Genomic DNA, 25196 nt, shown 5'->3' with positions numbered 1-25196 from the left:
CGCGTTTTCCGTGTTCAACTCACTCGGGCGGTTCGTCGCCCACCGCCGCGTCCTCGTCCTGGTGTTCATGGTCCTGGTCATGGCCGCCCTCAGCATCGCGGGCAGCATGTTCGGCAAGCCCTTCGGTCAGGGCGGCTTCGAGGACCCGGAGAGCGGGTGGGCGACCGCCGAGCAGCTCGAGCAGGAGGCGTACGGCCGCGACGCGCTCGGCGACGTCGTCGTCTCCTATCACGCCCCCGAAGGGACGTCGGTCGACGATCCGGCCTTCCAGGACCCCGTCCGGTCCTCCCTCGAGACCATCCGCAGTGAGTTCCCGGACCAGGTCACCGGTGTCACCAGCTACGTCTTCAACCAGTCCCCGGCCCTGGTCAACAGGGACGAGGGGATCGCGGTCGCCTCGATCCAGCTGGCGGGGGAGGACGAGGAGATCCTCGAGAACTTCCGGGTGATCGAGGACCGGATCGCCGTGGACGGTATCCAGACCGATGTGGCGGGCGTCCAGGCCGTCGCCGGCGCGCTACAGGACGGTATGGACGCCGACCTCGTGCGCGCCGAACTCATCGCACTGCCCCTGGTGTTCATCCTGCTCATCGTGGTGTTCGGCGGCGTTGTTGCCGCGTTCCTTCCGGTGGCCGTGGGTGTCCTGACGATCCTCGGGTCGATCGGCGCTCTGCACCTGCTGTCGATGATCACCCCGGTGAACTCGTTCGCCCAGAACGTCGTCACGCTGATCGGCCTGGGGTTGGCGATCGACTACGGGCTGTTCGTCGTGAGCCGGTACCGGGAGGAGATGGCGGAGGGGTATCCACCTGTCGTCGCCGTGCGCAGAGCCGTCGCGACCGCCGGCCGCACCGTGGTGTTCTCTGCGGTGATGGTGGCCGTGACCCTGTCCGGGCTGCTGATCTTCCCCCAGGCCTTCCTCAAATCCGTGGCCTATGGAGCGATCGCCGCGGTCTTCCTGGCCGCGCTGCTCTCGGTGACACTGCTGCCGGCGGTGCTGGTCCTGCTGGGCCACCGCGTCGACATGCTCGGCATCAAGCGTATGCAGAGGCACCGCACCCGCGAGCAGGTGGAGAACGGGGTGTTCGGCCGCGTGGCCGACTTCTCCATGAAGCACCCGGTGGCCGTGGCGGTGCCCGTCGTAGTGGTCCTGGTGGCGCTGATCATCCCGTTCTCCGGGGTCAAGTTCGGCGGCATCAACGAGACCTACCTCCCGCCGGACAACACCACCCGCGTCGCCCAGGAACAGTACGACCAGAACTTCCCGGGCACGCGCACCGACCCCGTCAAGCTCGTCGTGATCGGTTCGGACGGCACCACGCTCTCGCAGATCCGCGCGGAGGCCAACGAGGCGCCCGGGCTGACCGGGCCGTTCCAGTTCGCCCGCTCCGGGCAGCAGGACGATCAGGGTCGCGACGTCGTGGTGCTGCAATCCGGCCTGGTCGATCGCAACGCCCCGGCCGAGACCGTCGAGTACCTCCAGCAGTTCCCCATCCCCGCCGGTACCGAGGTCCACGTGGGCGGCAACCCGGCCCAGGAATCCGACTCGGTCGACGCACTGGTCGACGGACTGCCGTGGTTCGTGCTGTACGTGCTGATCGCCACCACCGTCCTGATGTTCCTGGCGTTCGGGTCGCTGGTGTTGCCGATCAAGGCCGCGATCATGAACCTGCTGGGCCTGGGTGCCACGCTCGGGATCCTCACCTGGATCTTCGTCGACGGTCATCTCTCCGACCTGCTGGGCTTCACCCCGGGACCACTCACCTCGCCGGTGGTGGTGCTGCTCATGGCGATCATCTACGGGTTGTCCACCGACTACGAGGTGTTCCTGGTGTCCCGGATGGTCGAGGCCCGGTCCCGTGGCGCCAAGACAGCCCCGGCCATCCGCAGCGGTGTGGCCAACACCGGGCGGATCATCACCTCCGCGGCGCTGATCCTCATCGTGGTGACCGGGGCGTTCGCGTTCTCGGAGATCGTGATGATGAAGTACATCGCGTACGGCATGATCGCCGCCCTGATCATCGACGCCACGGTCATCCGCATGCTGCTGGTGCCCGCGGTCATGCAGATGTTGGGTCCCGACTGCTGGTGGGCTCCCAAGTGGATGAAGCGCGTGCAGGAGCGGATCGGACTGGGCGAGGCCGAACTCGACGACGAGCCGGAACACCTCACCGGGGAAACCGTTCCCGGCGCGTCGGCGGGAGCGGATGACCGGGTCCCGGCTACCTCCGCCGCAGGCCCCGCCACAGCGTTCGGCGCTACCGCCGGCACCGCGACCATCGCCGCGACTCCCGCCGCTCCCGCTGGTCTCGCGAGCGACAAAGGTTCCGCGGTCCCGGTGCCCGAGGCCGAGCCGCACACCGAGCCCGAGCCGCACACCGAGCCGGAGCCGCACACCGAGCCCGAGCCCCGCCTCGAGGCTCGTCCCGAGCCCGAGCGCGAGCGCGAGCCCGAGCCTGAACCCGAGCCGGAGCCCGAGCCCAGGCCCGGTCCGCGGTCCGTGGCCCGTCGGCGCGACGACGGTCCCGGCGAGAAGATCCCCGCGGCCGAGCTGATCGCCCGCCTGCGGAGCGAGCGTGAGCAGGGGCGCGACGAGTGAGACCCGGCCGGGCCCGGCGGAGTGGAGTCTGGGCCGGGCCGGGGTTCAGGGTTATGGTGACGGCATGAAGGGTACGGAAGGCGCCGTGGTGCGACGTCGTATCCGGATGATCGTGGTCAACCCGTGGTTCAAGGCCATCGCGACACTCGCCGTACTGGGTTTCATCCTCTACTGGCTTCGCGGGCAGATGCCGTTCTTCGCCGAGGGCTTCTCCGCGGTCGCCCGTCCACACTGGGGTTGGATCGTGGCGGCGCTGGTGTTCGCGTACCTGTCCATGTCCAGCTACGGCTCGGTGCAGAAGGTCCTGTTGCGGTCGGCCGGTGTCAGGGTGGGGTACTGGGAGAGCGTGGGCCTGGTGTTCTCAGCAAACGCGTTCTCCACCTGCATCCCCGGCGGCCAGGTGTTCGGAACCACCCTGACCTACCGCAAGACCCGACAGTGGGGCGCGACCCGGGTGGTGGCGTCGTGGCAGCTGGTGATCTCCGGTGTCCTGTCGACGGTCGGCATCGTGTCGCTGGCGCTGCTCGGGTTCTTTCTGGTGGGCACGGTGTCCAACCCGTTCCTTCTGGTGATGTCCGCGTTCGGCCTCGTGGGGATCGTGGTGGTGGTGCAGTGGGCCGCCCGGAACCCGGAGAAGATCGAGGGTTCCCTGCTGTCGTTGCTGGCGTGGGTCAACGTCCGTCGCCGCAAGCCTGCCGACCACGGCGCCGCCGCGGTGCGCAAGGTCGTGGAGCAGGCCGACGCGGTCGATCTGACCAAGACGCAACTCTCCAGGGCCTTCGCGTTCTCCCTGCTCAACTGGGTCGCCGACATCGGATGCCTGTGGGCGGCCGCCAACGCGGTCGGCGCGCAGCACAGCATCGGCGGCCTGTGCATCGCGTACGTGACCGGCAAGATCGTGGCGTCCGCGCCGATCACCCCCGGCGGGCTCGGGACGGTCGAACTGGCACTGATCACCACCCTCACCGCTGGCGGGCTCGGTGCGCATCAGGCGTTCGCGACGGTCTTCGTCTACCGCATCGTGAGCTTCGTCCTGGTGGCTCTGGCCGGCTGGGTGGTCTTCTTCCTGTTCTACCGTGGTGCGGTCGACATCGATCCCGATGCCACGCCCGGCGACGGCGATCGTTCGGACGGGACCACCTCGCCGTCGTCGCCCACCCAGTCCAACCGGACGGCCGTCGCCGCCGCCCCGCCGGCGGGGATGGCCGCGATGTGGCCGATGCAGGGCCCCCCGTGGCGCCCGACCGTCCACCACGACTCCGGTCCGATCCCCCTCGTGCGCGTCCGCGACGACGGGGCGCGCGATGACGTGACCGGGCAGAGCTCGTGCTCGGTGAGTGGCACCGAGTGCCGTGACGAGGGAGAGCGGTGACCCGCATGGCTCTCCCCCTGGCGCTCCTGACCGACGCGGTGCTGGTGATGGTGTTCGCGACCTTCGGTCGGGGCGCTCACTCGGAGGGGCTCGGCATCGGGCAGGTGTGGGGCACGGCGTGGCCGTTCCTCGTCGGGCTCCTGCTGGGCTGGGTCGCCGTCCTGGCCGCCCGCCGGGACCCTCGGACCGTCCGCTCGGGAGTCCCGGTGTGGATCGTCACCGTCGCAGGCGGAATGGTGATCCGCGGGCTCGGAGACGGGCGTGTGCCGCACTGGAGCTTCATGATCGTCGCCGCGGTCGCCACCGGGGTGTTCCTCCTGGGCTGGCGCGCGCTGCGTGCGGTGCTGTCGCGGCGCCGGTCGTCCTGACCACGGCCGGTGCCGGGCGCCCCGACTAGCGGAACTCGGGCGGGATCTGGTCGAGCAGCTCGGGCGGGACGGTGACGGTCTCGGGCAGTCGGACACCGTCGGGGGCGGGCAGGCCCTCCGGGATCGTGATGGTGACCGGCTCCGCGTGACCTCCGGCGATGGGTGCGGGCGCGGGGTCGAGGACCGGTGCGGGCGCAGGCGCGGGTGCGGGTGCGGGGGCCATCTCGGGCGCGGGCTCGGGTTCGGGCGCCGGTGCGGGTTCAGGGGCCGGTTCGATCGTTGGCGCCTCGCCCGGGGTGACGGGGCCGACCCAGGGCGCGAGGTCCTCGCGCGTGCCGGCGAAGACGTTGAGGTCGACGGGACCGGTGAAGCCCGGCACCTCGCCGGTCTCGGCGCGCTGCCAGAACAACCACTCGCTCCAGCCGCCGATCACGGGCAGCGTCGGTTCCGACACCCCGTACTCGGCCAACCACAGCGGATACTCGGAGAACTGCGTGGTGTTGTCCATCCGTTCGATCCAGAAGAAGCGGTACGTGTAGATGATCGGGGTCCGCCCGGTGAGGTGCTGGAGCTCGGTGAGGAAGACGCGTGTCCACTCGATGAGCTCGCCCGGGTTCTTGCCCTCGTCGGTCTCGATGTCCAGCACCGGCGGCAGCTGCTGGCCGCCCACCGACTGCAGACGCGTGGCGAAAGCGCGCGCCTGCACGAGGGGGTCCATCGCGGGTCGGGCCTTGTGGTAGCTGCCCACGGACATCCCGGACGCGCGGGCCTGGTCGACGTCCGCCTCGTAGTAGCGGTTCGCGGGGCCGGTGCCCTCGGTGGCCTTGACAAAGGCGAAGGACTGACCGGACGTGGCGGCGGCGTGCCAGTCGACTGCGGCACCGTGCGGGTGCTGCCAGCTGGCGGAGTCCACGCCGTGGGCCAGGCCGTCGAACGCGGGGGAGAGGGGGACGACCGCGTCGGCGCGGGGGGACATGACGACGACGAGGAGGCCGAGCGCCAGGGCGGCGGCGGAGGCGAGGGCCACGAGGAGGCGGGGCAGGAGGGCACGACGGGCTGGCGGGCCGACAGGTGTCATGAGGGGAGTATCAATTAGTAACACCAGTCACACAAGCAACTTGCGCAACTTTTCTCATATTTGCCGCCGGGGCTCGGTAGAGGGGGTGGCGCCGAGGGCCCGAGAGGGTGGTGTAGGTCACGGATCTGTCACAACCCGTAACACGCTGTCCCACCAGTGCGATCCGCGGCGTGTCGGCCCTATCCTGGGGTTGTCCCACCGACCCCGTCGGGAGTACCCCTCATGTCCGATGCAATCGATCTGTCGACCCCTCGCTACCGCCACGACCTCGTCGCCGAGGTCGACGGGCCGGATGACGATGCCGTCCTCGAGGTGACGGTCGCCGAGACCGTGGTCCTCGACGAGAACGGCGCCGGGCCCGGCGTGCCGGAGCTCGTCCTGCGGACCGGCGTCGACGGCATCACCCTCACCGATCGCGACCAGGTCCTGCAGCTCCAGGCCATGATCAACCGGGCCGTCAACCAGTGGCGCGAGGCTGCCTCCCACCTGGCCTGAGCCGCCCGACCCGGCCTCCCTGCCCGGTCGCCCGGGCGCGGTCACTCCACCCGGATCCCCGCCTCGCCGATCAGCGCCAGTCCCACTCCCAGGACCTGCTCCGGCGAGATGATCGCCCCGCGGAGGGCGGACGCCCCGCGCACGTCCTCGAGGTCGGCCCCACGCAGGTCCGCGGCCGCGAAGGTGGCGCGCTCGACGGTCGCTCCCCTCAGGTCGGCGCCGTCGGTCGACAGGTCCGCGACCTGTGCCTCCAGCAGGTCGGCCTGCCTGCAGCGGGTCGCGGACAGGCGCACCCTCTGGAGCCGGGCCATCCGCAGGTTGATCATGTCCGCATGACAGTCCTCGAAGGAGACGTCGGTCAGCCTGGCGTCGGACAGGACGATGCCGGTGAGCCGGCATCCGACGAACCTGACCCGCGTCAGCGAGGCGCCGTCGGCGACCATCCCGGAGAGGTCGCAACCGCTGACCACCACGTCGGTCAGCCGCAGGGAGTCGGCCCGGGCGCTGCTCAGGCGGATGCCCTCCAGTATCGACTCGCGGACCTCCGCGCCGCCGAGGTGGGCCACGCCCTCGTCCGGGGAGGGGGCGTGGTCGGCGGTGGCCCACACCCCGTCCCACAACCCGTCGGGTTCGAGGTCGCGGTGCGGTGGCTGGAGCTGCTCGCGCCGCGGCACGGACGGGGGCGTGGGCGGTCGGGGCGAGCCGGATCGGCGGCGCAGGGGTGGGGGCACGGGCGCAAGCCTAGGTGGGGGGTACGTCAGTCCAGATCGCAGAGTCGGCTGAACTGTGCCCACTGCTCGTCGACGGCCGAGGAGGCCACGGAGGGTTGGGCGACCAGTCCGGAGATCCGGCTCGCCACCGCCGACAGGGCGTTGTCCCCGACGCCGTCGGCCAGGCGCCGCACCTCCGCGGAACCCGCCTCGGAGTCGCCCTGCCCGGTGACCAGGCGGTGGACCGGCTCGACGAGGAGCTCGCATCCGGGCGTCGCGTCCGGGCCGGGGGAGGGGGCCGGGGCCCCGGCGGTCCCGGAGGTCTCGGAAATCGGGGGTTCGGGGGTGCCGGGGGGTTCGCCCTCGATCGTGGTTCCGGGAGTGCCGGATTCCGCGCCGGTCGTCGACTGCTCACCCGGTGTGACCTGCCCGCACCCGATCACGGCCAGGGCGAGACCGGCAGCGGTGACGAACACGGCGTGGGTCCGGCGGACTCCTGGTCTCCGGGGTGGCATGTCCTGCACGATAACCGGGCTGGGCCGGATCCGGGTGAAGGCGTACTCTGGTCGGCATAACTAGACAGGTCTGTCTATTCTTGAGGTGGAGTAATAAGGAGGTCGGGCATGAGCCTGCGAGAGGTGTTCGCTTTCCCGGAGGTCGTCAACGACTACGCCGCCCGGTGCACCGCCGGGCTCGTGGTGGCGCTCGCGCTGGTGACGATTCTCGCGCCGCAGCCGGCGCAGAACTGGCTGGCGGCGGCGCTCGTCGTCGGCTTCGCGCTCCGGGTGGCCGGCGGGCCGCGGTACTCGCCGTTCGGCCGGCTCTCGGTTCACGTGCTGGCCCCGCGGGTCAGCGCCGAGCCCAGGATGGTCGCCGGTGCGCCCAAGCGGTTCGCCCAGACGATCGGTCTGGTGATGTCCTCGGTCGCTCTCGGGCTGTTCCTGGGCGGGTTGACCGCGGCCGGGATCACGGTCCTGGGTGTGCTGGTTGCCGCCGCCCTCGCCGAGGCGGTCCTGGGCTTCTGCCTCGGTTGCTGGATGTACGGGCAGCTGCAGCGGGTCGGGCTCGTCTCGGAGGACGCCTGCGTGGACTGCGCTGACATCTGGGCCCGGCCCGGGATGGCCGCGCGCAACTGAGACCGGCTCGCGACCGTGTTGTCGCTGCACCGCGTTAGGGTCGTACTCATGACCACTCCGTCCGAGAACCCCGACCCCTACGGCGGCGACCCCGACGGCTACGGCTCGGCCTACGGATCGGCTTACGGCCAGCAGCCCTATTCGGGAGGGCCGTTCTCCCCGGACGCGCAGCCGTATGGGGTCCGGTCTCCGTACGGAGACCCTCCCTACGGCGCCCAGCCGTATGAGAACCGGCCGTACGGAAACCAGCCCTACGCGGGCCAGCCTTTCGGGCCCCAGTCCTACGGGGCCCAGCCGTACGGCGTTCACCCCTACGGTGGCCCGGGTCACGCTGCGATGCAGCCGTACGGGCCGAACTCGTACGGCCCACATCCCGGCGCCTCGCGCAAGGAGCCGGCACTGTCGCTTGTGCTGTCCTTCTTCCTCCCCGGTCTCGGCACCGTGATCAACGGCCAGACGGGCAAGGGAATCGGCATCATGGCCGGGTACTTCCTCGGCATGCTGCTATCGGTGGTGCTGATCGGAATCCCGATCATGCTCGGCTTCTGGGTCTGGGGAATGATCGACGGGTACTCGGGCGCCAAGGAGTACAACGCCAGGAACGGTCTCGGCTGACTGGCGCGGGGCGCTGTCCCCGGGCCGGACCTTCCGTAACCTGGTCGCATGACAGCGACCGAGATCCCCACCGCCGACGCTCCCCGCCCCTCGGGCCTCGACCTGCAGTACGTCGACCGGGACGTCCGGCCCCAGGACGACCTCTACCAGCACGTCAACGGCACCTGGATCCGTGACCACCGGATCCCCGCGGACCGCCCGATCGACGGTGCCTTCCTCGCGCTGCGCGACCTGTCGGAGGAGCGGGTGCGCGACATCATCACCGACGCCCCGGTGGAGTCCCGGATCGGGTCGTTCTACGCGTCCTTCATGGACACCGATGCGGTCGAGGCGGCAGGTGTGGCCGCGATCGCGCCGGACCTCGAGGAGATCGACGGCGCGACCGACGCCGATGCGCTCGCGCTGGCGATGGCGCGACTGGAGAAGGTGGGCGTGGCCGGTCTGGTCGGCGCCTACGTGAACAACGACGCCAAGAACTCCACTGAGTACATCCTCTACCTGGTGCAGTACGGCATCGGCCTGCCGGACGAGTCGTTCTACCGTGAGGACCAGTACGCGGAACTGCGCGAGCAGTACACCGACCACATCGCGCGCATGTTCGTGCTCGCGGACCTGTCCTCCGAGGACGAGGCGCGGGCCCGCGCCGATCGGATCGTGGCGCTGGAGACCCGCATCGCCGCCGCCCACTGGGACGTGGTCGCCAGGCGCGACGCCGACAAGACCTACAACCCCGTCACCTGGGACGAGCTCCCCGGTCTGGCGCCGGGCTTCCCGTGGCACGACTGGGCCCGTGAGGTGGGCGGCACCGAGGAGACCTTCGGCCGGATCGTGGCGATGCAGCCGGACTTCCTCACCGCTGTCGCCGAGCTGTGGGCGACCGAGCCGCTCGAGACGTGGAAGGAGTGGCTGCGTTGGCGGGTTCTCGACTCGCGCGCGCCCTACCTGACCACCGACCTGGTGGAGGAGGACTTCCGGTTCTACGGCACGGCGATGTCCGGCACCGAGGAGATCAAGGCCCGCTGGAAGCGCGGGGTCGGCGCGGTGGAGGGGGCGCTCGGCGAGGAGGTGGGCAAGGAGTACGTGGCCCGCCACTTCCCGCCCGGGCACAAGGCGCGGATGGTGGAACTGGTCGAGAACCTCACCGCCGCCTACCGGTACTCGATCGAGCGGCTGCCGTGGATGACACCGGCGACCCGCGAGCGGGCGCAGGCCAAGCTCGAGGCGTTCGTGCCCAAGATCGGCTACCCCGACAAGTGGCGCGACTACTCGGCCCTGGAGGTCCGGCCGGACGATCTGCTCGGCAACGTGCGACGGTCAGCGGAGTTCGAGCACGGGTTCGAGCTGGGCAAGCTCGGCGGCCCGGTCGACCGCGACGAGTGGCACATGACGCCGCAGACGGTCAACGCCTACTACAACCCGGTGATGAACGAGATCGTGTTCCCGGCGGCCATCCTGCAGCCCCCGTTCTTCGACGCCGACGCGGACGACGCCGCCAACTACGGCGCGATCGGTGCGGTGATCGGCCACGAGATCGGCCACGGGTTCGACGACCAGGGGTCGAAGTACGACGGCGAGGGCAACCTCGTCGACTGGTGGACCGACGAGGACCGCGATTCCTTCGGCACCCGGGTGGACGCACTGATCGCGCAGTACCAGGGCCTGACCCCGGACGGCCTGGACCCCGAGAAGGACCACGTCAACGGGGCGTTCACAGTGGGCGAGAACATCGGCGACCTCGGCGGGCTGACCATCGCGCTGCTGGCATACCGACTGGCACAAGGTTCGAATGGGCAGGGCTCCGACGGGCAGCCGGCCCAGGGTACTGACGTGGGGCCGGAGATCGACGGCATGACCGGCATCCAGCGGCTCATCACCTCGTGGGCGATCGTGTGGCGCACCAAGACCCGCGCCGAGGAGGCCGCACGCCGACTGGCCGTGGACCCGCACTCCCCGCCGGAGTTCCGCTGCAACCAGGTGGTGCGCAACCTCGACGACTTCCACGCCGCCTTCGGGGTCACCGAGGACGACGGACTGTGGCTGGCTCCCGAGGAGCGCGTCAGCATCTGGTGAGCCGATTGGGCTAGTGCCGGTGTGGCACGCGTCATAGTATGTGGGCGCGGGTCAGCGTGCGCTGCACGGCGTCTGCTGTCCGCCCGCAGACGCCGTGGCAGGGAGGATCCATGTCTCAGACTCTCGAACCGCCGGCCAGGCAGCAACTCGCCGCCGCCGAGACCCCTGCGGTGACGCGGCCGCTCAGAATGTCTTGGTGGGAACTGTTCACCACGACCGACCACAAGAAGATCGGCGTGATGTACATCGTCACGTGCTTCGTCTTCTTCTTCATCGGCGGGCTCATGGCCCTGCTCATGCGCGCGGAGCTGTTCGTCCCCGGGATGCAGTTCCTGTCCAACGAGCAGTACAATCAGCTGTTCACCATGCACGGCACGGTGATGCTGCTGCTGTACGGCACCCCGATCGTTGTCGGGTTCGCGAACTACATCATGCCGCTGCAGATCGGTTCGCCCGATGTGGCGTTCCCGCGCCTGAACGCCTTCGGCTACTGGCTGTTCGCGGCGGGTGGCACGGTCATGCTCTCGGGCTTCCTGACACCCGGCGGTGCCGCCGCCTTCGGCTGGACCATGTACTCACCGCTGTCGAGCCAGGAGTACTCGCCGCAGGTCGGGGCGGACCTGTGGATCCTCGGCGTGGGCATCGGCGGGATCGGCACCATCCTCGGTGCGGTCAACTTCGTCACCACCATCATCTGCCTGCGCGCACCGGGCATGACCATGTTCCGGATGCCGATCTTCACGTGGAACGTCCTCGTCACCTCGGTCCTGATCCTGCTGATCTTCCCGCTGCTCACCGCCGCCGCCCTCGGCGTCTTCTACGACCGCCAGTTCGGCGGCCGCATCTTCTCCGCCGGCAACGGCGGAGCCATCCTGTGGCAGCACCTGTTCTGGTTCTTCGGCCACCCCGAGGTGTACGTCCTGGCCCTTCCGTTCTTCGGGATCATCACCGAGATCCTGCCGGTCTTCTCCCGCAAACCGCTCTTCGGTTACGCCGGGCTGGTCTTCGCCACCCTGGCAATCGCGGCGCTGTCCATGGCGGTATGGGCCCACCACATGTTCGTCACCGGCGCCGTGCTGCTGCCGTTCTTCTCCTTCATGACCTACCTGATCGCGGTGCCGACGGGTGTCAAGTTCTTCAACTGGATCGGCACCATGTGGCGCGGCAAGATGACCTTCGAGACGCCGATGCTCTTCGCCCTGGGATTCCTGATCTCCTTCCTGTTCGGCGGCCTGACGGGCATCATGCTCGCGTCTCCCCCGATCGACTTCCACGTGCACGATTCGTACTTCGTCGTGGCGCACTTCCACTACGTGCTCTTCGGCACGATCGTCTTTGCCACCTTCGCCGGTGTGTACTTCTGGTTCCCCAAGATGACGGGCCGGATGCTCGACGAGAAGCTGGGCAAATGGCACTTCTGGCTGACCTTCATCGGCTTCCACACCACGTTCCTGGTGCAGCACTGGCTGGGCAACCAGGGCATGCCCCGCCGCTACGCCGACTACCTGGCCACGGACAACTTCACGGTCCTCAACCAGATCTCCACCGTCGGCTCGTTCATCCTCGGCATCGCGATGCTGCCGTTCATCTGGAACGTCATCAAGAGCTGGCGCTACGGCGAGATAGTCACGGTCGACGACCCGTGGGGTGCGGGTAACTCGCTGGAGTGGGCGACCTCCTGTCCGCCGCCGCGCCACAACTTCGCGGTGCTGCCGCGGATCCGCTCCGAGCGGCCCGCGTTCGAGCTGCACTACCCGCACATGAGCGAGCGGATGCGGGCCGAGGCCCACGTCGGCGGCCGGGCCGATGCGCGTGACCCGGATTCCTCCAAGGACGTGGCGCAACGCGGGACGTCGCCCAACACGCGGTGAGTCGAAGCACGGCCCCGTCGGCGGTGCGGCCGCTAAGGTCCCGATCATGACGCTGACAGTCGTGGAGTGGTCGACGGGATACCTCGGGCGGATGGCGGTCGGGGCGATCGACGCCCGACCGGAGCTGGACCTGGTGGGTGTGTACGTCTCGGATCCGGCCAAGGTGGGCGTCGACGCCGGACGGCTCGCCGGTATGGATCGCGACCTGGGTGTGGTCGCCACAGGCGACCGCGCGGCGCTGCTCGCCCTGGAACCGGACGTGGTGGTCTACACCGCCGAGACCGAGACCCGCTTCATGGGTGCGATCGAGGACTTCACCGAGTTCCTGCGGGCGGGTGTCGACGTGGTGGCCTCCGGTCCGGTGCTGTTGCAGTACCCGCACGGCACGTTGCCCGAGGAGATGATCGAGGCGCTCGCCGCAGCCGGCCGCGAGGGTGGGGCTACGTTGCACGTCAACGGCATCGACCCCGGTTTCGCCAACGACGTCCTGCCCCTGGCGATGACCAGCCTGTCCCGGCGCATCGACCTGATCAGGGTGGGGGAGATCGCCGACTACTCGGTGTACCACCAGGGCGAGACCATGCGGCGGTTGTTCGGGTTCGGCCGGTCCATGGACACCCTCCCGCCGTTGCTGCGACCGGGGATGCTCGCCGCGGGGTGGGGATCGGTGGTCCGGCAGCTCGCCGCAGCGCTGGACGTCACCCTCGACGAGCCCCTGGTCGAACGGCACGAACGCCTGCCCGCTCACCGCGACCTGTCACTGTTGGCGTGTGAGGTCCCCGCCGGGACGCAGGCGGCACTGCGGTTCGAGGTGGTGGGACAGGTCGCCGGCGAGGACCGCATCGTGCTGGAACACGTCACCCGCACCGCCGACGATCAGGCCCCGGACTGGCCCAGGCCTGATCACGGCGACGGCTGCTACCGCATCGAGATCTCCGGAGAGCCGGAGATGCGGGTGGAGTTCACCCACCACGCCGAGCACGGCGACCACAACCAATCCGGCATGCTCGTCACCGCGATGAGGCTGGTCAACGCGGTCGAGGCCGTGGTCGCAGCGGACCCCGGGCTGGTATACGCGAAGGACCTGCCGATGATCACCGGTCGTGGCTTAATGAAAAGATGAACATAAAGCGCGCCGCCCGCGCCGCGGCGGCCTCGGTGGCCGCTACAGCCCTCGTACTGACGGGCGCGGGTGCCGCCCACGCCACGGACCCGACGGCCCGGGCGCCGATCCCCGTGCCCTACAGCTTCCTGACCGGAGCTGCCATGGCGGCCACCCAACCCGGGGCCACGTTGCCGGGTGCCAATGACTGGAACTGCCGGCCCTCCCCCGCCAAGCCCCGCCCGGTCGTCCTGGTGCACGGCACCTCCGGAGGCGCGGTGACCAACTGGGCCACCTACGGTCCGCTGCTGCACAACGAGGGCTACTGCGTCTTCGTGCTGACCTACGGCGCGCTGCCGGGCACGCCGTGGCCGGTCAGCGAGCTGGGTGGGTTGTCCGACATCGCCGGGGTCTCGGTTCCACAGGTCGGGGAGTTCGTCGACCGGGTGTTGGCGGCCACCGGGGCTCAGCAGGTCGACCTGGTGGGTCACTCGCAGGGGACGATCGTCTCGGGCCTGGTGGCGAAGGTCGGGCGCCCGGGCAAGGTGAACACCGTCGCCGCGATCGCCCCGCTGTGGGAGGGCTCCGGCGGTGGTATGCGCAGGTCGCTGGACGGCGTACCGGGCCTCTCGGACCAGCTCGGTCAGATCCCCGCCCTGGCCCAGATGTCACCGGGTTCCGAGGTGCTACAGACGTTGTGGGCCGGAGGAACGCCCTACGCTCCCGGGGTTCGCTACCTGAACGCGGTGACCCGCTACGACCAGCTGGTCACGCCCTATACCTCGGGCCTGGTGCCCGGGCCGATGACGACCAACGTGGTGATCCAGGACGGCTGCGAGCAGAATCGCGCCGAGCACCTGGCAATCGCCTCCGACCCGAGGACCGCTGACTTCGTACTGAACGCGCTCGATTCCGCCAACCCGCGTGAGCCGCGGTGCGAGGCGATCGCCCCGTACCTGGGGCCGATCCCGGCCCTGCCGGGCTCGTGACCGCACGCCGGGCGGTCCCGGGGATCGCGGGACTGGCGGCGGCCGCGCTCCTCGTCGTCGTCGCCCCCGGATCGGTCACGGCGGCTCCCACCACAGCGACTCCGACCACGGCTTCTCCCACCACAGCGACTCCCACCACAGTGCAGGTCCCCTGGCGGTGGTGGGACGGAGGTGCCCACCAGCTCACCAACGGATTCGCTGACCCGCCCGGGATCAACCGTGACGACTGCCGTCCGAGTGCCCGCCATCCCGTGCCGGTGATACTCGTCCACGGCACCGGGCTCAACGGCGGCAACTCGTGGGCCACCTTCGGGGCCGCCCTGGCCGCCGAGGGCTACTGCGTGTGGGCGCCGACCGTTGGGGCCCCGCCCGGGCCGGGCGGTGGTCCGGGATCCCTCGGCGGCCTCGACTCGCTCACCGGGGCCTCCGCACCGCAGCTCGTCGCCGAGATCGACCGCATCCGCTCACTGACCGGGGCGGAGGAGGTCGACCTGGTGGGACACTCGCAGGGCGCGATCATCGCCTCCTACGTCGCGGCCACGAGCCGGTCCGACGCGGTGCGCACCGTCGTCACACTGGGCGCGGACCCGGCGCGGTCGGGGGAGGGGCCGCCGCAGTTCGTCACCGACGCACTCGAGGTGCTCTCACCAGGAACCGCGCGGCGTGACGCCGAGGCCACCCTCGCGTGGCTCGGCGACGAGGGCGTGCCGTTCGCGCGCGGGGTCCGGTACGTGGCCGTGGTCTCGGACTACGACGAGCTCACCGGCCCCGTCACCGCGCCCGTGGTACCCGACTTCGTGGACCTGCGAGTGATCCGGCTGCAGGACGGCTGCGAGGTCGACCGCTCCGGACACCTGACCGTGCTCGCCTCGCCGCGGGCGGTGGACCTGGTGGTCGATGCGTTGGGCGGTGACGGCGGCGCCGGCACGGGCACCACGGACAGTCCACCGAGGTGTGTGCCCGCCGACGGGATCGTGGGCGTCCTCGCTCCCGTGCCGCCGCGGTAGCGAGGACGCCCGGGCCGTCGGCCTAGGTCAGTAGTTCCAGTCACCCTGGCCGTCGAAGGCTCCGAACTGCCGACCGGGACCGTTCTTGACGATGATCGGGTCCCCGTTGCGCGAGTTCTCGTAGTACCAGCGTGCGTCCTCGGGGCTGATGTTGATGCAGCCGTGCGAGACGTTGCGGACGCCCTGGTCGGCGATCGACCACGGCGCGGAGTGGATGTAGATGCCGTCGTAGCTCATCCGGACCGCGTCGTTGACGATCGAGTTGTACCCGCCGTCCTCGATGCGCAGACCGAAGGCCTCCGAGTTCATCCGCACCTCACGGCCGCGCTGGCCCGTGTAGTAGACGCCGTTGTAGGTCTCCCAACCGGGCATGCCGGCAGATGCGCGCATGGTGCGCACGTGCTGACCGTTGCGCGTCACGGTGATGTGCTTGGTGCGGTCGTCGTACTCCGCGATCAGCGCGTCGCCGGTGCGGAAGGCCTGCTGCCGCTTGCCGCCGGCCCAGATGGTGACCGAGGTGTTGACCGGCCAGAAGTTGTGCGGACGCCACCGCACCTCGGAGTTGTTGACCCAGTAGAACTTCCCGGCCACCGGGGGTTCGGTGCGGATGCCGAGCGTGGCCTCCGCGCGGGCCCGGTCCGCGATGGGCCGGTCGAAGTAGAACATGACCGGCTGTGCCACACCGACCACCTCGTTCTGCGTGGGGAAGATGTTGACGTTGCCGTATTCGGGCGCGGGACGGTCGGGACCGATCACCGGGTAGGTGAGCACCGGCATCGCCCCGACACCCGGAATGAGCGGGGTGGGCAACGGCGCGTTCTCCAGCTGCGGGACTCCGGGAGGGCTCAGCGGCATCACGGACTGCGCGTTCGCCGCCGGGGCAAGCCCCAGGACGAGTGCGACCGCAGCGAGGATCGAGGCGAGGACCGGGATCCGGGACGAACGGGTCATTGCTACTCCTGGGAGGGACGGAGACGAGGGGTTCCTCTCAGCCTAGGCGGAGGACTCTCTTAGAGTGTCGCGCGCCATACCGATTGTGTTTCACCCCGACCCGCGGGTGAGCTCGTCAGTAGTTCCAGTCGCCCTGACCGTCGAAGGCACCGAACTGCCGTCCCGGGCCGCCCACCACGATGAACGGGTCTCCGTTGCGCGTGTTGTCGTAGTACCAGGCCGCATCCTCGGGGCTGAGGTTGATGCACCCGTGCGAGACATTTCGCACACCCTGGTCGGCCACCGACCACGGCGCGGAGTGGATGAAGATGCCGTCATAGCTCAGCCGCACACCGTCGCGGACGGTCGTGTCGTAACCGCCGGCGGTCCTGGACAGGCCCCACGTGGAGGAGTCCATCCGGACCTCACGGGCGCGCCAGCCGTTGTAGTAGACGCCGTTGTGGGTGGGGTAGGCATCCCGTCCCGCGGAGGCCCTCATCGTCCGGACGACCTGGCCGTTGCGCGTCACGGTGACCAGATGGGTGGCGTCGTCGTACGTGGAGACGATGGCGTCACCGGTGCGGAACACGTTCTCCCGACCGCCGGCCCACACCGTGACCGAGGTGTTCGCGGGCCAGAACTCGTGTGGCCGCCAGCGAAGTTCCGCGTCGCCGACCCAGTAGAACCTGCCCTCGACGGCCGGTGCGGTACGGATGCCCACGGCGGCCTCCGCCCGGGCGCGGTCGGCGACGGGGCGGTCGAACCGGATCATGACGGGCTGCGCCACGCCCACGGTCTCGTCGCGGGTGGGGTAGACGGAGGTCACCACGGCGTCGATGGCGGGCCGCGACGGAGCCGGGACGGGGATCGTGAGTATCGGCTGCGAGGCCAGCCCCGGGAGCGGCGGGGCCCAGACAGGCGCCGACTCCAGGCCGGGCACGGCGACGGACTGCGCCGATGCGGCGGGGGCGAGGCCCACGACGAGGCCGGTGGTGACCAGGAGCGTCGCGAACAAGCGGGATCGGCGGGACATCGTTCTCCTTCGGCCGCGGGTCGGCGGGCGGCGGTTGTGCGAAACCTCATGCGTCACACAGGAAACATCAGCAACAGTACCTCGATATCGGACCCGGTGGGTACCCGTCGCGTGGCGACGGCTCTGTCGGCTCGCCGGGGCAGGCCGGGCACGGTTCCAACGTTCATTGGTAACGGCGCTGACAGAACCGCAGGTAGATACCCTGGGTGCCCTTGTTGACCAAAAGTCAACACAAGAGCCGCTGTTCATAGGGTTGCCCGGGCGGCAGGTGCAACATAGAGTTCCCATGGTCACCGGCGGGGGGTTGCGGTGGCGAGGTGAAGTGCGGACGAGGGGCTGTTACTTCACAAGTAGGGGCCGGTCTTCGTACCGGGGCACCTGGGGGGGGTGCCGGCCCGCCGCCTTTCGAGGCGAGCGAGGAAGCCGGATCGCGCGCTGCGCAGTCCGCGAGATGGGAACGGCGTCGGATGCTGAGGGGCTCCGGCGCCGTTTTCCATTTCCCGTGTGCCGATCGTGTTGTCCCGGGATCAGGTGAGAATCGTCTGGGCGACCCTGTGCAGGCCCGCGAGCGCCCGCGCCTCGGTCTCGGGGGAGCGCGAAGTCTCCGGACTGATCAGCGTGACGTGCCACAGGTCGTTGTCCGCGACGAGGATCGTGTGGACCTCGACACCTCCGCCGGTCGGGTCCGCGGTGCAGTCGATGTAGGCCGTGCCGAGCTGGGGTTGCACCGGCGCGGGCGCCTCCGGAGCGGCCGGGACGGATGCCTCGACGGTCGACGCCTGCGTTCCCCGTATCTCCGAACAGGCGTACCGCGCGCCCAACAGCGCTGCCTGGCCACCGAGAGCGGCCTGCGGGCCTCCGGGGGGCTTGACGGCACCGGCCGCGAAGGTGTCGGGTACGTAGTCGCGCTCGTCCTGGGCGGTCGCGGCGGTGGTCGTGGCGGTCGTCGGGGTGGGTGTGGGAGTGGGGGAGACGTCCGTGGTCGTCTCGGCGGGGTCGGGTACCTCCAGTGGCTCCGTCTCGGCCTGCTGAGATTCCGACTGCTGAGATTCCGACTGCTGAGATTCGGACTGCTCCGATTCGGATTGCTGAGATTCGGACTGCTGCATCTCGTACAGGGCCGGCGACCCCGGACCGCCGTAGGTGCACAACAGGCCCAGGTCACCGGAGCCGATGGGGTCGACCTCTGGCATGTCTGCGTCGGTGAGCTCGATGAGCCGCTCGGTCGAGAGGTCGAGGAGCTCGCACGCGTTCAACCGCACGTCGGTGTCCGGACGCCCCTCCACCATCGCCGCCGCGACCTCGGGCTGCGGGTTCGGCGTGATCCTCGGGGGGCCGGTCTCGGACGAGTCGGAGAAGCCGGGCGCCGAGCATCCTGAGGCGGCGACGACGGTCGCCAGGGCGACGGACCCCAGGACGACACGTGCCCCGGCGCGGGGGCGGGGTCGCTGCGGTCGCATGGGCTGATCCTACGGCGTGGACTGCGGGTCCCCGCCCCCGACCAGCCAGGGACAGGCCTGCGACCAGCCCGGGAACGGCGTGCTACCGGCCCGTCACCTCGGTGGCGCGGGTGATGGCGTCGAACGATTCGCGGATCCGGTCCTCGAGCAGCGTCGGCGACTCGTCGGTGCGCCACTGCTCGACCGCCACCCGGACGATCGCGATGGAGGCCGCCGCCACCGTCGCCGCCTCGACGGATCCGGGTTCCCGGCCCTCACGGCGGGCCACCAGGGTGGCGAGCTCGTCCTCGGTGCGGGCCAGGATCGCGTGCACCTCGGTCCGGACCCCCGGTTCCCGCCGCCACATGTCGTGGAACCGATTGAACAGCGGGGTCTCCTGCCGGGCCCTCGAGACCTGCAGCCACAGGAGTCGGGCGAGCGCGGCCAGTGTGGGCACGGACCGGTCGGTGAGGAACAGGCGCACCGCCTCGCGGTCCGGGGGGAAGGCGTCCGGGATGCACGCGGCCGCCTTGGACGGGAAGTAGTTGAAGAAGGTTCGGCGGGACACGTTGGCGGCCCTGGCGATCTCGTCCACGGTCACGGCGTCGAGCCCCCGCTCGAGGACCAGGTCCAACGTGATGGCCGAGATGGTCTCGCGCAGCTCCCGGCGGCGGTCCTCGGCGCGGTCGACGCCCGGGGCCTGGGTGGGTGAACCGGTCATGGTGGCCAGCCTCCCTGTAGGTGGTCGTCGAGCGTGGGTGGTCCCCCGTCCGGTGCGCATCACCTTACCCAGCGGCGCGGGTCCTATCCTGGGCATCATGCGTATCGCCGCCTCGACCCTCATCGCGCCCGTGTCCGTGGTACTGCTGGGTGTGCTGGCGGGCTGTGGCGGCGGGGACACCGGTTCCGCGCCGGAGATGGGGACGATCCAGACCGCGCCCCCGGAGACGAGCGAGCCGGAGATCCCCGGGGTCGAGCCGGTGACGGTCGCCGAGTGTCCGTACCTGTCGGTCGACGAGGTCTCCCGCCTCAACGGTGAACTGGCCACCGAGGTCCGGATCGACGACCGCGTCGATCCCGCCGCCTGCTTCTTCTACAGCGCGGACGGAACCGTCCAGCTCACGACCACCGTCCACTCGGTCGCGTCGGAGGAGCGGGCCACCCAGCTGGTGGACGACTCGGCACCCGTGGGCGAGTCCGAGCGCTCCGATGTCGAGGGTGGGTGGACCGGCGGTCGCACCGGTGGCCCGGGTGGCGCCCTGGTGGTGCTGGCCCGGGGCGAGCAGGTCCTCGCCGTGCAGTCGACGCAGGAGCAGTCGATCAAGGCGCAGCGGGTGGCCGAACTCGTGGCGCCCCGGGTCGTGGACTAGGTCGTCCGTCCTGGCGGGCCTACCGTGATCCTGCACCCGGGGCCGGGTCGACAGAGACCTCCGAATACGGCATCAGCGACTCGACCGCGGGGAAGACGACCTCCATGAGCAGAAGGAACGCCGCCGCCAGGAGGACCAGGACCAGCAGGACCCGGACCGGGGTGGGGCCGGGGAGTCTCCGGTAGAGCCACGCGTACATCATCGACCCCCGAGCTCGGCGGGGACGGATCCGGCGACCCGGGGTTCGGTCCGTTCGAGCACCGCGTGGACCACGAGTCGCTCCGCCGCCGAGTACTGCGGATGGCACGTGGTGAGCGTGGTCAGGGGCAGCAGGTCCGGCGACGCGGGCCCGGCGCGCCCCGGCACCGCGTCGATCACCCACACGTCCTCCGGGCGGACCACCGAGACGCCGGACAGGCCCTCGTACCTTCCGGAGGTCGCGCGTGCGGCCAGCTCCGCGGGCAGACAACCGGCGGCCCGGTCCCGTGCCGAGACCGGGTCGGGGGCGTCCACGGGCAGGACGCGGTAGATCAGCCACTGATCCGCCGTCGCGTACACCAGGGCGTCGCACGTGCGCAGGGCGTCCAGGTCGTTGAACGGGGCACCGCGGCCCACCCGGTGGCCCGCCACGGCGAAGTTCCCCGGCTCGCCGGGCGCCTGCGTCCCGGTGTAGTGCCCGGGCCCGATCTCCAGGGCGGCGTCGCCGGTCCCTGCGACCACCGCGAACCGGTAGTCCGAGCCGAAAGCGGGAATGTACAGGCGTGCGAACGCGGTGCCCTCGGTCAGGCCCCCAGGCCCCCGTGCGGTGGAGCCCGGCGCGTCGGGTCCCGCGTCCTCGGCGTTCAGCCCGCTCTCGCGCGGATTGTCCGAGGCGCCCCAGCGCCTGTCCAGTTCCAGGTCGGCGGCGGACTGGGCGCGCGCCGCGTCCAGATCGGTCCACCACACCTGGTAGGCCACGAACATCGCCAGGACGACGCCGAGCGTCACCAGTGCCTCGCCCAGTACGCCTGCCGCGCGTCTCACGAGGGTTCCGTGACCATCCCCAGGATGAGCTCGGCCATGCTGCGCGCCGTCATCGCCGAGGTCTCTACCTCCCCGAGCATGGCGGCGGTGACGGAGCCGTCGTGGAGGATCGCCAGCCGGTCGGCCAGGTCCTCGATGTTGTCCGGGTCCTGTAGACCCATCCCCGCCAGCTCCGAGCGCAGGGTCGAGGCGACCCATTCCCGCTGGTCGGTGACGGCGGCCCGGATGGCGCGTTCACCGTCCGAGCAGGGGCTGGGGAACTCCACGGCGGCGGCGAGGTGGCAGGAACCGGGGGTCGCGGGTTCCACCCGTTCGCGGACGATGTCGAACAGCGCGAGGATCCGGCCGCGGGAGTCCGCAGCGGCGTCCGCGCGGCGCTGCCACAGGTCGCGGTCCCGTTCGGCCATCGCGCGCAGGTACGCCACCACCAGTTCGTCCTTGGACCCGTAGGTGTTGTAGAGGCTGGCCTTGGCGACCCGAGACTCCTTGAGGATCCGGTCGATGCCCACTGCCCGGATCCCGTCGGTGGAGAACAGACGGGTCGCCGTCGCCAGGAGCCGCTCCCGCGGTCCGGGCTTGGTCGACCGTGTGCTCGTCACAGGGAACAGACTATCGGCTGTGACAACAGACTCGGGCGGGGCCGGTGCCGCGTGATGCGACACCGGCCCCGATCGCCCGGCTCAGGCCGGGGGCTGCCCGCCGGCGGTCCGACCCTCGCCGTTGCCGGGGTTCGTCGGGTCATCGGCTGCGGCGTCCGGCCTGCGGCCGGTGAGGAACTCGCCGGCCTTGTCCTGGACGGAGTCCGTGTGACTGGCGTGCTTGCCGCCGGTGCGCTTGTCGAAGAGGTCGCCGGCCTTGGCGAGGGCCGAGTCGACCTTGTCCGGGTTCTTGCGCGCGGCGCTTCTGATCTTGTTCATGAAACCCATGACGGATCCTCTCTGTCGATTCCGGCCTGCATCGATGCAGGCCGGCCGAACACGAACGGCCCGGCCCCGATGGATCGGGGCCGGGCCGTCGGCACGCTCGGTGCTGAACTGATCAGACCCGGGTGCCACGCTTGCTGCGGCCGGTGACGAGGCTGACGAGCCAGATCACGAGGCAGGCGCCGACGATGGCGGCGATGACGCCGGGAATGGAGAACGCCTCCGGCATCGCGCCGCCCTCGCTGCTGGTGAAGAACGAGACGATCCAGCCGACGATGAAGGCACCGACGATGCCGGCGACGATGTTGGCGAGGATGCCCATCTGGGCGTCACGCTTCATGATCTTGGAGGCGATCCAGCCGGCGAGTCCGCCGATGATGATCCAGGCGATGATGGTCCACATGGTGTAATCCTTTCCCGAGAGATACTCGGCCCGTGTGCGAGCCGCCCTCACAGCAGAACACGGGATAGCCACAACCGCCTCCGGTCGGGGCGTGTGTGGCGTTAATCGTCGCTTATTCGTTACCGGCCCGCGCCACGGATGTCATGTGAACAGGCTGGTGAAACGGGGTGTGTCAGGCGAGTTCGGCGGACTCCGGGTTCTTCTCGATGTAGCGCTGGACGAATGAGCAGGCGGGCCGCACGCGCAGACCCTCCTCGTGGGTGACACGCAGGGCCTCCTCGATCATCCGGCCCGCGAGACCGCGGCCGCCGAACTCGGAGGCGACGACCGTGTGGGGGAACGTCCGCACGCCGTCCGCGTCCGCGAAGTCGGCGTACCCCGCCACCACGTCGTCGACCAGGATCTCGAACCGGCCGGCCGCGAGGTCCCGACGTACCTGAACGCTGCCTGCGGCGCTCATGAGTGTGACTCCGGACGGACGACCATCACCGGGCAGGGCGCAGCCTGCAGGAGCGCCCGGCTGGTCGAGCCCAGGACCATGCCCGTGAACCCCCCGCGCCCGTGGGAACCGACGACGACGAGCTGGGCGTTCTCCGCCTGCTCCACGAGTGCACGGACCGCCCGGTCGCGGGTGACGAACCGTTCGACCCGGACCTCGGGGTAGCGGTCGGAGAAGCCGGCGAGGCGCTCGGACAGGGTCTGGAACTGCTGCTCCTCCAGTTGCTTCCAGTCCTCCTCCGTCAGCGCGATCCCGGCGGCCGCGGCCTGGACCTGCGGGTCCATCCAGGTGTGGACGGCGATGAGCGTGGTGTCGCGGGCCGAGGCCTCGGCGAAGGCCCACTCGGTGGCCTTGGCGCTCGTCTCGGAACCGTCGACGCCCACCACTACCGGGCCCGAGCGTTCGAGATCGTCGGTGTCCTCACGGGTCACCACCACCGGGCAGAACGCGTGACTGGCCACCGAGGCGGAGACCGAACCCAGGACCATGCCCTTGATCCCGCCCAGGCCGCGCGAGCCCAGGACGATCATCTTGGACTTGCGGGAGTAGTCGATCAGGACCTGCGCGGGGTTGCCCTCGACGACCGCGTGCGAGACCTCGATCTCCGGCGCGATCTTGAGCGCGGTCGCGCGGGACTGCTCGATGATCGGCAGACACTCCTTCTCCAACTCGTCGTAGACGGGTTGGGGCGGGACCATGCCCTCGGCGAACATCGCCGCGGGCATGGTGTAACTGGTCACCAGCACGAGCGGGATCCGCCGGGTTGCGGCGGTGTGGGCGGCGTACGCGACGGCGCCGGTCGAGGCTGCTGAGCCGTCGACTCCGACGACCACGGAATTCTCGAGTGAAGCCATGCCCCGAGGATACCGCCGTCCCCGATTCGGGGACGTGTTCTCAGAACTCGGCCGTGTGTCTCAGAACTCGTCGGGGAAGGGGGCGTTGGACGGGTACGCCATGTTGAAGCTGCCCTGGAACGCCGGGAGGAGGGCGCGGCCGGGGCCGAAGAGGAAGAAGTCGACCACAGCGTCGATCATGGGTGCTCCTGGGTGTGGTGGGTCAGCTGGCATAGAAGTGATGCATGAGGTGGGTGGTGCGAATGGTGAGTGTATCCCAGCGACTAGACTCTGCCTATGCCGAAGCCCGGACGGCCCCGCCGGCCCCTGCCGCTGCGTGACGGCGTGGACCCGGTCCGGATCCGGCTCGCCGACCCCGGTCAGGGGCCACGCAGCATCCCCGAGGAGCTCCGCCGCCGTTTTCCCGACCGGCTCGCCGAGCTCGAGGCCGCCCTCGCGTCCGGGCAGGTGGTGACCGCCGACGGCGAGGCCGTCACCGACGCCACGCGGCGGCACCGGGGGATGGACGTGTGGACGTACCGGACCCCCGAGCCGGAGATCGAGGTGCCCTTCGAGATCGAGATCCTTCACCGGGACGACCGCCTCGTCGTCGTCGACAAGCCCCATTTCCTGGCCACCACCCCCCGTGCCGGTCACATCACCCAGACCGCACTGGTGCGCCTACGCCGCGATCTCGGACTGGAGGACCTGGCGCCCGTGCACCGACTCGACCGTCTCACCGCCGGCGTCCTGGTGTTCACCGTCGACCCCGCCCACCGCGCCGCCTACCAGGACCTCTTCGCCGCCCGGCGGGTCGACAAGACCTACCTCGCCGTGGCTCCCGCCCCGGACGGGACGCCGCGGGTGCGCGAGCGGTCCAGCCGGATCGTCAAGACGCGCGGGGTGTTGCAGGCCGCGGAGGTGGACGGACAGCCGGACGCGCACACGCGGATCACGTTGGTCGCGACGCACGACCCGGAGCCGGGGCGAGGGGAGTCGGGCACGCCGCTCGGCCTGTACCGCCTCGAGCCCACGACCGGGCGCACCCACCAGCTGCGCGTGCACATGAACGCGCTCGGCAGCCCGATCCTCGGAGACGACCTGTACCCGCGCGTGCGGACGATCGAACCCGGGGACTTCTCCGGACCGCTGCAGCTGCTCGCGGAATCCATCGGGTTCACCGACCCGATCTCCGGGGACGCACGCGAGTTCACCACCCGCAGGACGTTGGAGTCGTGGCCGTGGGGGCGGGCTCAGGGTGAGAACCCGGGCAATCCCCCATCGGCACCGGCTACGAAGTCCTGCATGCTTTAGGTCGACCACCATGATCC

General features: G+C 70.1%; 27 protein-coding genes. 13 read left to right on the top strand and 14 right to left on the bottom strand.

What is annotated here, in order from left to right; genetic code table 11:
* The first annotated feature begins 10 nt into the window (after positions 1–10).
* The 3 genes from NJE57_RS05390 (at position 11) to NJE57_RS05380 (ending at position 4339) form a co-directional block, all read left to right on the top strand.
* Entirely contained in the window at positions 11–2599 is a 2589-nt protein-coding gene (locus tag NJE57_RS05390) for an MMPL family transporter (protein WP_319027375.1), read from the top strand.
* 64 nt (positions 2600–2663) lie between these two features.
* The gene (locus NJE57_RS05385; protein WP_319027374.1) at positions 2664–3971 is read left to right on the top strand and encodes a YbhN family protein; all 1308 of its coding nucleotides are present in this window, start codon (positions 2664–2666) and stop codon (positions 3969–3971) included.
* Positions 3972–3976: 5 nt separating this feature from the next.
* A complete protein-coding gene (locus tag NJE57_RS05380) occupies positions 3977–4339 on the top strand; it encodes a DUF3054 domain-containing protein (protein WP_319027373.1) in 363 nt (120 codons plus the stop codon).
* Positions 4340–4364: 25 nt separating this feature from the next.
* Here the strand turns inward: NJE57_RS05380 and NJE57_RS05375 are convergent, their stop codons facing one another.
* Positions 4365–5417 carry a glycoside hydrolase family 25 protein gene (locus NJE57_RS05375; RefSeq protein ID WP_319027372.1) on the bottom strand — a complete coding sequence of 351 codons (1053 nt, stop codon included), beginning with the start codon at positions 5415–5417 and terminating at the stop codon, positions 4365–4367.
* 222 nt (positions 5418–5639) lie between these two features.
* On the opposite strand from NJE57_RS05375, the gene NJE57_RS05370 reads away from it, so the two are divergent.
* Positions 5640–5912 (top strand): hypothetical protein, encoded by a 273-nt coding sequence (locus NJE57_RS05370; RefSeq protein ID WP_319027371.1) that lies wholly within the window; start codon positions 5640–5642, stop codon positions 5910–5912.
* Positions 5913–5953: 41 nt separating this feature from the next.
* Here NJE57_RS05370 and NJE57_RS05365 read toward each other — a convergent pair whose 3' ends face one another.
* Together NJE57_RS05365 and NJE57_RS05360 are read right to left on the bottom strand one after the other, a co-directional pair.
* On the bottom strand, positions 5954–6643 hold the full coding sequence (locus NJE57_RS05365; protein WP_319027370.1) for a pentapeptide repeat-containing protein: 690 nt from the start codon (positions 6641–6643) through the stop codon (positions 5954–5956).
* Between the two features lie 26 nt (positions 6644–6669).
* Complete coding sequence (locus tag NJE57_RS05360; protein WP_319027369.1) at positions 6670–7137, bottom strand: hypothetical protein; 468 nt, start codon at positions 7135–7137, stop codon at positions 6670–6672.
* Positions 7138–7245: 108 nt separating this feature from the next.
* Between NJE57_RS05360 and NJE57_RS05355 the strand changes: the two genes are divergently transcribed.
* From NJE57_RS05355 to NJE57_RS05325, 7 genes are all read left to right on the top strand, one after another.
* Positions 7246–7758, top strand: coding sequence for a DUF4395 domain-containing protein (locus tag NJE57_RS05355; RefSeq protein WP_319027368.1), 513 nt, complete (start codon positions 7246–7248; stop codon positions 7756–7758).
* A gap of 48 nt (positions 7759–7806) precedes the next feature.
* Positions 7807–8373, top strand: a complete 567-nt coding sequence (locus NJE57_RS05350) for a hypothetical protein (protein ID WP_319027367.1) — start codon at positions 7807–7809, stop codon at positions 8371–8373.
* 48 nt (positions 8374–8421) lie between these two features.
* Positions 8422–10443, top strand: coding sequence for a M13 family metallopeptidase (locus NJE57_RS05345; protein WP_319027366.1), 2022 nt, complete (start codon positions 8422–8424; stop codon positions 10441–10443).
* A 188-nt stretch (positions 10444–10631) separates the two neighbouring features.
* Positions 10632–12314 (top strand): cytochrome c oxidase subunit I, encoded by a 1683-nt coding sequence (gene ctaD / locus NJE57_RS05340; protein WP_319027528.1) that lies wholly within the window; start codon positions 10632–10634, stop codon positions 12312–12314.
* Positions 12315–12360: 46 nt separating this feature from the next.
* Entirely contained in the window at positions 12361–13437 is a 1077-nt protein-coding gene (locus tag NJE57_RS05335; RefSeq protein ID WP_319027365.1) for a diacylglycerol kinase, read from the top strand.
* Complete coding sequence (locus tag NJE57_RS05330) at positions 13434–14405, top strand: esterase/lipase family protein (protein WP_319027364.1); 972 nt, start codon at positions 13434–13436, stop codon at positions 14403–14405. The genes NJE57_RS05335 and NJE57_RS05330 overlap by 4 nt, the downstream gene beginning before the upstream one ends.
* The gene (locus tag NJE57_RS05325; protein WP_319027363.1) at positions 14402–15412 is read left to right on the top strand and encodes an esterase/lipase family protein; all 1011 of its coding nucleotides are present in this window, start codon (positions 14402–14404) and stop codon (positions 15410–15412) included. Before NJE57_RS05330 ends, NJE57_RS05325 begins: the two co-directional genes overlap by 4 nt.
* A 27-nt stretch (positions 15413–15439) precedes the next feature.
* On the opposite strand, the gene NJE57_RS05320 is transcribed toward NJE57_RS05325, so the two are convergent.
* The 4 genes from NJE57_RS05320 to NJE57_RS05305 all read right to left on the bottom strand — a co-directional run bounded on the left by NJE57_RS05320 (position 15440) and on the right by NJE57_RS05305 (position 19535).
* A complete protein-coding gene (locus tag NJE57_RS05320; protein ID WP_319027362.1) occupies positions 15440–16363 on the bottom strand; it encodes a L,D-transpeptidase in 924 nt (307 codons plus the stop codon).
* A gap of 115 nt (positions 16364–16478) precedes the next feature.
* The gene (locus NJE57_RS05315; protein ID WP_319027361.1) at positions 16479–17375 is read right to left on the bottom strand and encodes a L,D-transpeptidase; all 897 of its coding nucleotides are present in this window, start codon (positions 17373–17375) and stop codon (positions 16479–16481) included.
* 527 nt (positions 17376–17902) lie between these two features.
* Positions 17903–18835 carry a hypothetical protein gene (locus tag NJE57_RS05310; protein ID WP_319027360.1) on the bottom strand — a complete coding sequence of 311 codons (933 nt, stop codon included), beginning with the start codon at positions 18833–18835 and terminating at the stop codon, positions 17903–17905.
* A gap of 82 nt (positions 18836–18917) precedes the next feature.
* Positions 18918–19535, bottom strand: coding sequence for a TetR family transcriptional regulator (locus NJE57_RS05305; protein ID WP_319027359.1), 618 nt, complete (start codon positions 19533–19535; stop codon positions 18918–18920).
* A gap of 97 nt (positions 19536–19632) precedes the next feature.
* Here NJE57_RS05305 and NJE57_RS05300 point away from each other — a divergent pair, with 97 nt between their 5' ends.
* Positions 19633–20184 (top strand): DUF2020 domain-containing protein, encoded by a 552-nt coding sequence (locus NJE57_RS05300; protein WP_319027358.1) that lies wholly within the window; start codon positions 19633–19635, stop codon positions 20182–20184.
* 19 nt (positions 20185–20203) lie between these two features.
* On the opposite strand, the gene NJE57_RS05295 is transcribed toward NJE57_RS05300, so the two are convergent.
* The 7 genes from NJE57_RS05295 to NJE57_RS05265 all read right to left on the bottom strand — a co-directional run bounded on the left by NJE57_RS05295 (position 20204) and on the right by NJE57_RS05265 (position 23886).
* On the bottom strand, positions 20204–20383 hold the full coding sequence (locus tag NJE57_RS05295) for a hypothetical protein (protein ID WP_319027527.1): 180 nt from the start codon (positions 20381–20383) through the stop codon (positions 20204–20206).
* The gene (locus NJE57_RS05290; protein WP_319027357.1) at positions 20383–21207 is read right to left on the bottom strand and encodes a class E sortase; all 825 of its coding nucleotides are present in this window, start codon (positions 21205–21207) and stop codon (positions 20383–20385) included. The genes NJE57_RS05295 and NJE57_RS05290 overlap by 1 nt, the downstream gene beginning before the upstream one ends.
* Positions 21204–21806: a TetR/AcrR family transcriptional regulator gene (locus NJE57_RS05285; RefSeq protein WP_319027356.1), complete on the bottom strand. Its 603-nt coding sequence runs from the start codon at positions 21804–21806 to the stop codon at positions 21204–21206. Before NJE57_RS05285 ends, NJE57_RS05290 begins: the two co-directional genes overlap by 4 nt.
* Positions 21807–21887: 81 nt before the next feature.
* Positions 21888–22133: an antitoxin gene (locus NJE57_RS05280; RefSeq protein ID WP_319027355.1), complete on the bottom strand. Its 246-nt coding sequence runs from the start codon at positions 22131–22133 to the stop codon at positions 21888–21890.
* 112 nt (positions 22134–22245) lie between these two features.
* Positions 22246–22533 carry a GlsB/YeaQ/YmgE family stress response membrane protein gene (locus tag NJE57_RS05275; RefSeq protein WP_319027354.1) on the bottom strand — a complete coding sequence of 96 codons (288 nt, stop codon included), beginning with the start codon at positions 22531–22533 and terminating at the stop codon, positions 22246–22248.
* A 172-nt stretch (positions 22534–22705) separates the two neighbouring features.
* Positions 22706–22993, bottom strand: a complete 288-nt coding sequence (locus NJE57_RS05270; protein ID WP_319027353.1) for a GNAT family N-acetyltransferase — start codon at positions 22991–22993, stop codon at positions 22706–22708.
* Positions 22990–23886, bottom strand: a complete 897-nt coding sequence (locus tag NJE57_RS05265) for a universal stress protein (protein WP_319027352.1) — start codon at positions 23884–23886, stop codon at positions 22990–22992. The genes NJE57_RS05270 and NJE57_RS05265 overlap by 4 nt, the downstream gene beginning before the upstream one ends.
* 276 nt (positions 23887–24162) lie before the next feature.
* Here NJE57_RS05265 and NJE57_RS05260 point away from each other — a divergent pair, with 276 nt between their 5' ends.
* Positions 24163–25179: a pseudouridine synthase gene (locus tag NJE57_RS05260; RefSeq protein ID WP_319027351.1), complete on the top strand. Its 1017-nt coding sequence runs from the start codon at positions 24163–24165 to the stop codon at positions 25177–25179.
* Positions 25180–25196: the final 17 nt, after the last annotated feature.

Source organism: Dietzia sp. PP-33 (genome assembly GCF_033790845.1).
GTDB lineage: Bacteria > Actinomycetota > Actinomycetes > Mycobacteriales > Mycobacteriaceae > Dietzia.
This window is presented reverse-complemented; position numbering and strand designations above follow the sequence as displayed.

Excerpts from the sequence above, each read along its gene's own strand:
- NJE57_RS05385 (WP_319027374.1), top strand. The coding sequence starts at position 2,664 with ATGAAGGGTACGGAAGGCGCCGTGGTGCGACGTCGTATCCGGATGATC.
- NJE57_RS05380 (WP_319027373.1), top strand. The coding sequence starts at position 3,977 with ATGGCTCTCCCCCTGGCGCTCCTGACCGACGCGGTGCTGGTGATGGTG.
- NJE57_RS05375 (WP_319027372.1), bottom strand. The coding sequence starts at position 5,417 with ATGACACCTGTCGGCCCGCCAGCCCGTCGTGCCCTCCTGCCCCGCCTC.
- NJE57_RS05370 (WP_319027371.1), top strand. The coding sequence starts at position 5,640 with ATGTCCGATGCAATCGATCTGTCGACCCCTCGCTACCGCCACGACCTC.
- NJE57_RS05360 (WP_319027369.1), bottom strand. The coding sequence starts at position 7,137 with ATGCCACCCCGGAGACCAGGAGTCCGCCGGACCCACGCCGTGTTCGTC.
- NJE57_RS05355 (WP_319027368.1), top strand. The coding sequence starts at position 7,246 with ATGAGCCTGCGAGAGGTGTTCGCTTTCCCGGAGGTCGTCAACGACTAC.
- NJE57_RS05350 (WP_319027367.1), top strand. The coding sequence starts at position 7,807 with ATGACCACTCCGTCCGAGAACCCCGACCCCTACGGCGGCGACCCCGAC.
- NJE57_RS05345 (WP_319027366.1), top strand. The coding sequence starts at position 8,422 with ATGACAGCGACCGAGATCCCCACCGCCGACGCTCCCCGCCCCTCGGGC.
- ctaD (WP_319027528.1), top strand. The coding sequence starts at position 10,632 with ATGTCTTGGTGGGAACTGTTCACCACGACCGACCACAAGAAGATCGGC.
- NJE57_RS05335 (WP_319027365.1), top strand. The coding sequence starts at position 12,361 with ATGACGCTGACAGTCGTGGAGTGGTCGACGGGATACCTCGGGCGGATG.
- NJE57_RS05330 (WP_319027364.1), top strand. The coding sequence starts at position 13,434 with ATGAACATAAAGCGCGCCGCCCGCGCCGCGGCGGCCTCGGTGGCCGCT.
- NJE57_RS05320 (WP_319027362.1), bottom strand. The coding sequence starts at position 16,363 with ATGACCCGTTCGTCCCGGATCCCGGTCCTCGCCTCGATCCTCGCTGCG.
- NJE57_RS05315 (WP_319027361.1), bottom strand. The coding sequence starts at position 17,375 with ATGTCCCGCCGATCCCGCTTGTTCGCGACGCTCCTGGTCACCACCGGC.
- NJE57_RS05310 (WP_319027360.1), bottom strand. The coding sequence starts at position 18,835 with ATGCGACCGCAGCGACCCCGCCCCCGCGCCGGGGCACGTGTCGTCCTG.
- NJE57_RS05305 (WP_319027359.1), bottom strand. The coding sequence starts at position 19,535 with ATGACCGGTTCACCCACCCAGGCCCCGGGCGTCGACCGCGCCGAGGAC.
- NJE57_RS05300 (WP_319027358.1), top strand. The coding sequence starts at position 19,633 with ATGCGTATCGCCGCCTCGACCCTCATCGCGCCCGTGTCCGTGGTACTG.
- NJE57_RS05295 (WP_319027527.1), bottom strand. The coding sequence starts at position 20,383 with ATGTACGCGTGGCTCTACCGGAGACTCCCCGGCCCCACCCCGGTCCGG.
- NJE57_RS05280 (WP_319027355.1), bottom strand. The coding sequence starts at position 22,133 with ATGGGTTTCATGAACAAGATCAGAAGCGCCGCGCGCAAGAACCCGGAC.
- NJE57_RS05275 (WP_319027354.1), bottom strand. The coding sequence starts at position 22,533 with ATGTGGACCATCATCGCCTGGATCATCATCGGCGGACTCGCCGGCTGG.
- NJE57_RS05270 (WP_319027353.1), bottom strand. The coding sequence starts at position 22,993 with ATGAGCGCCGCAGGCAGCGTTCAGGTACGTCGGGACCTCGCGGCCGGC.
- NJE57_RS05265 (WP_319027352.1), bottom strand. The coding sequence starts at position 23,886 with ATGGCTTCACTCGAGAATTCCGTGGTCGTCGGAGTCGACGGCTCAGCA.
- NJE57_RS05260 (WP_319027351.1), top strand. The coding sequence starts at position 24,163 with ATGCCGAAGCCCGGACGGCCCCGCCGGCCCCTGCCGCTGCGTGACGGC.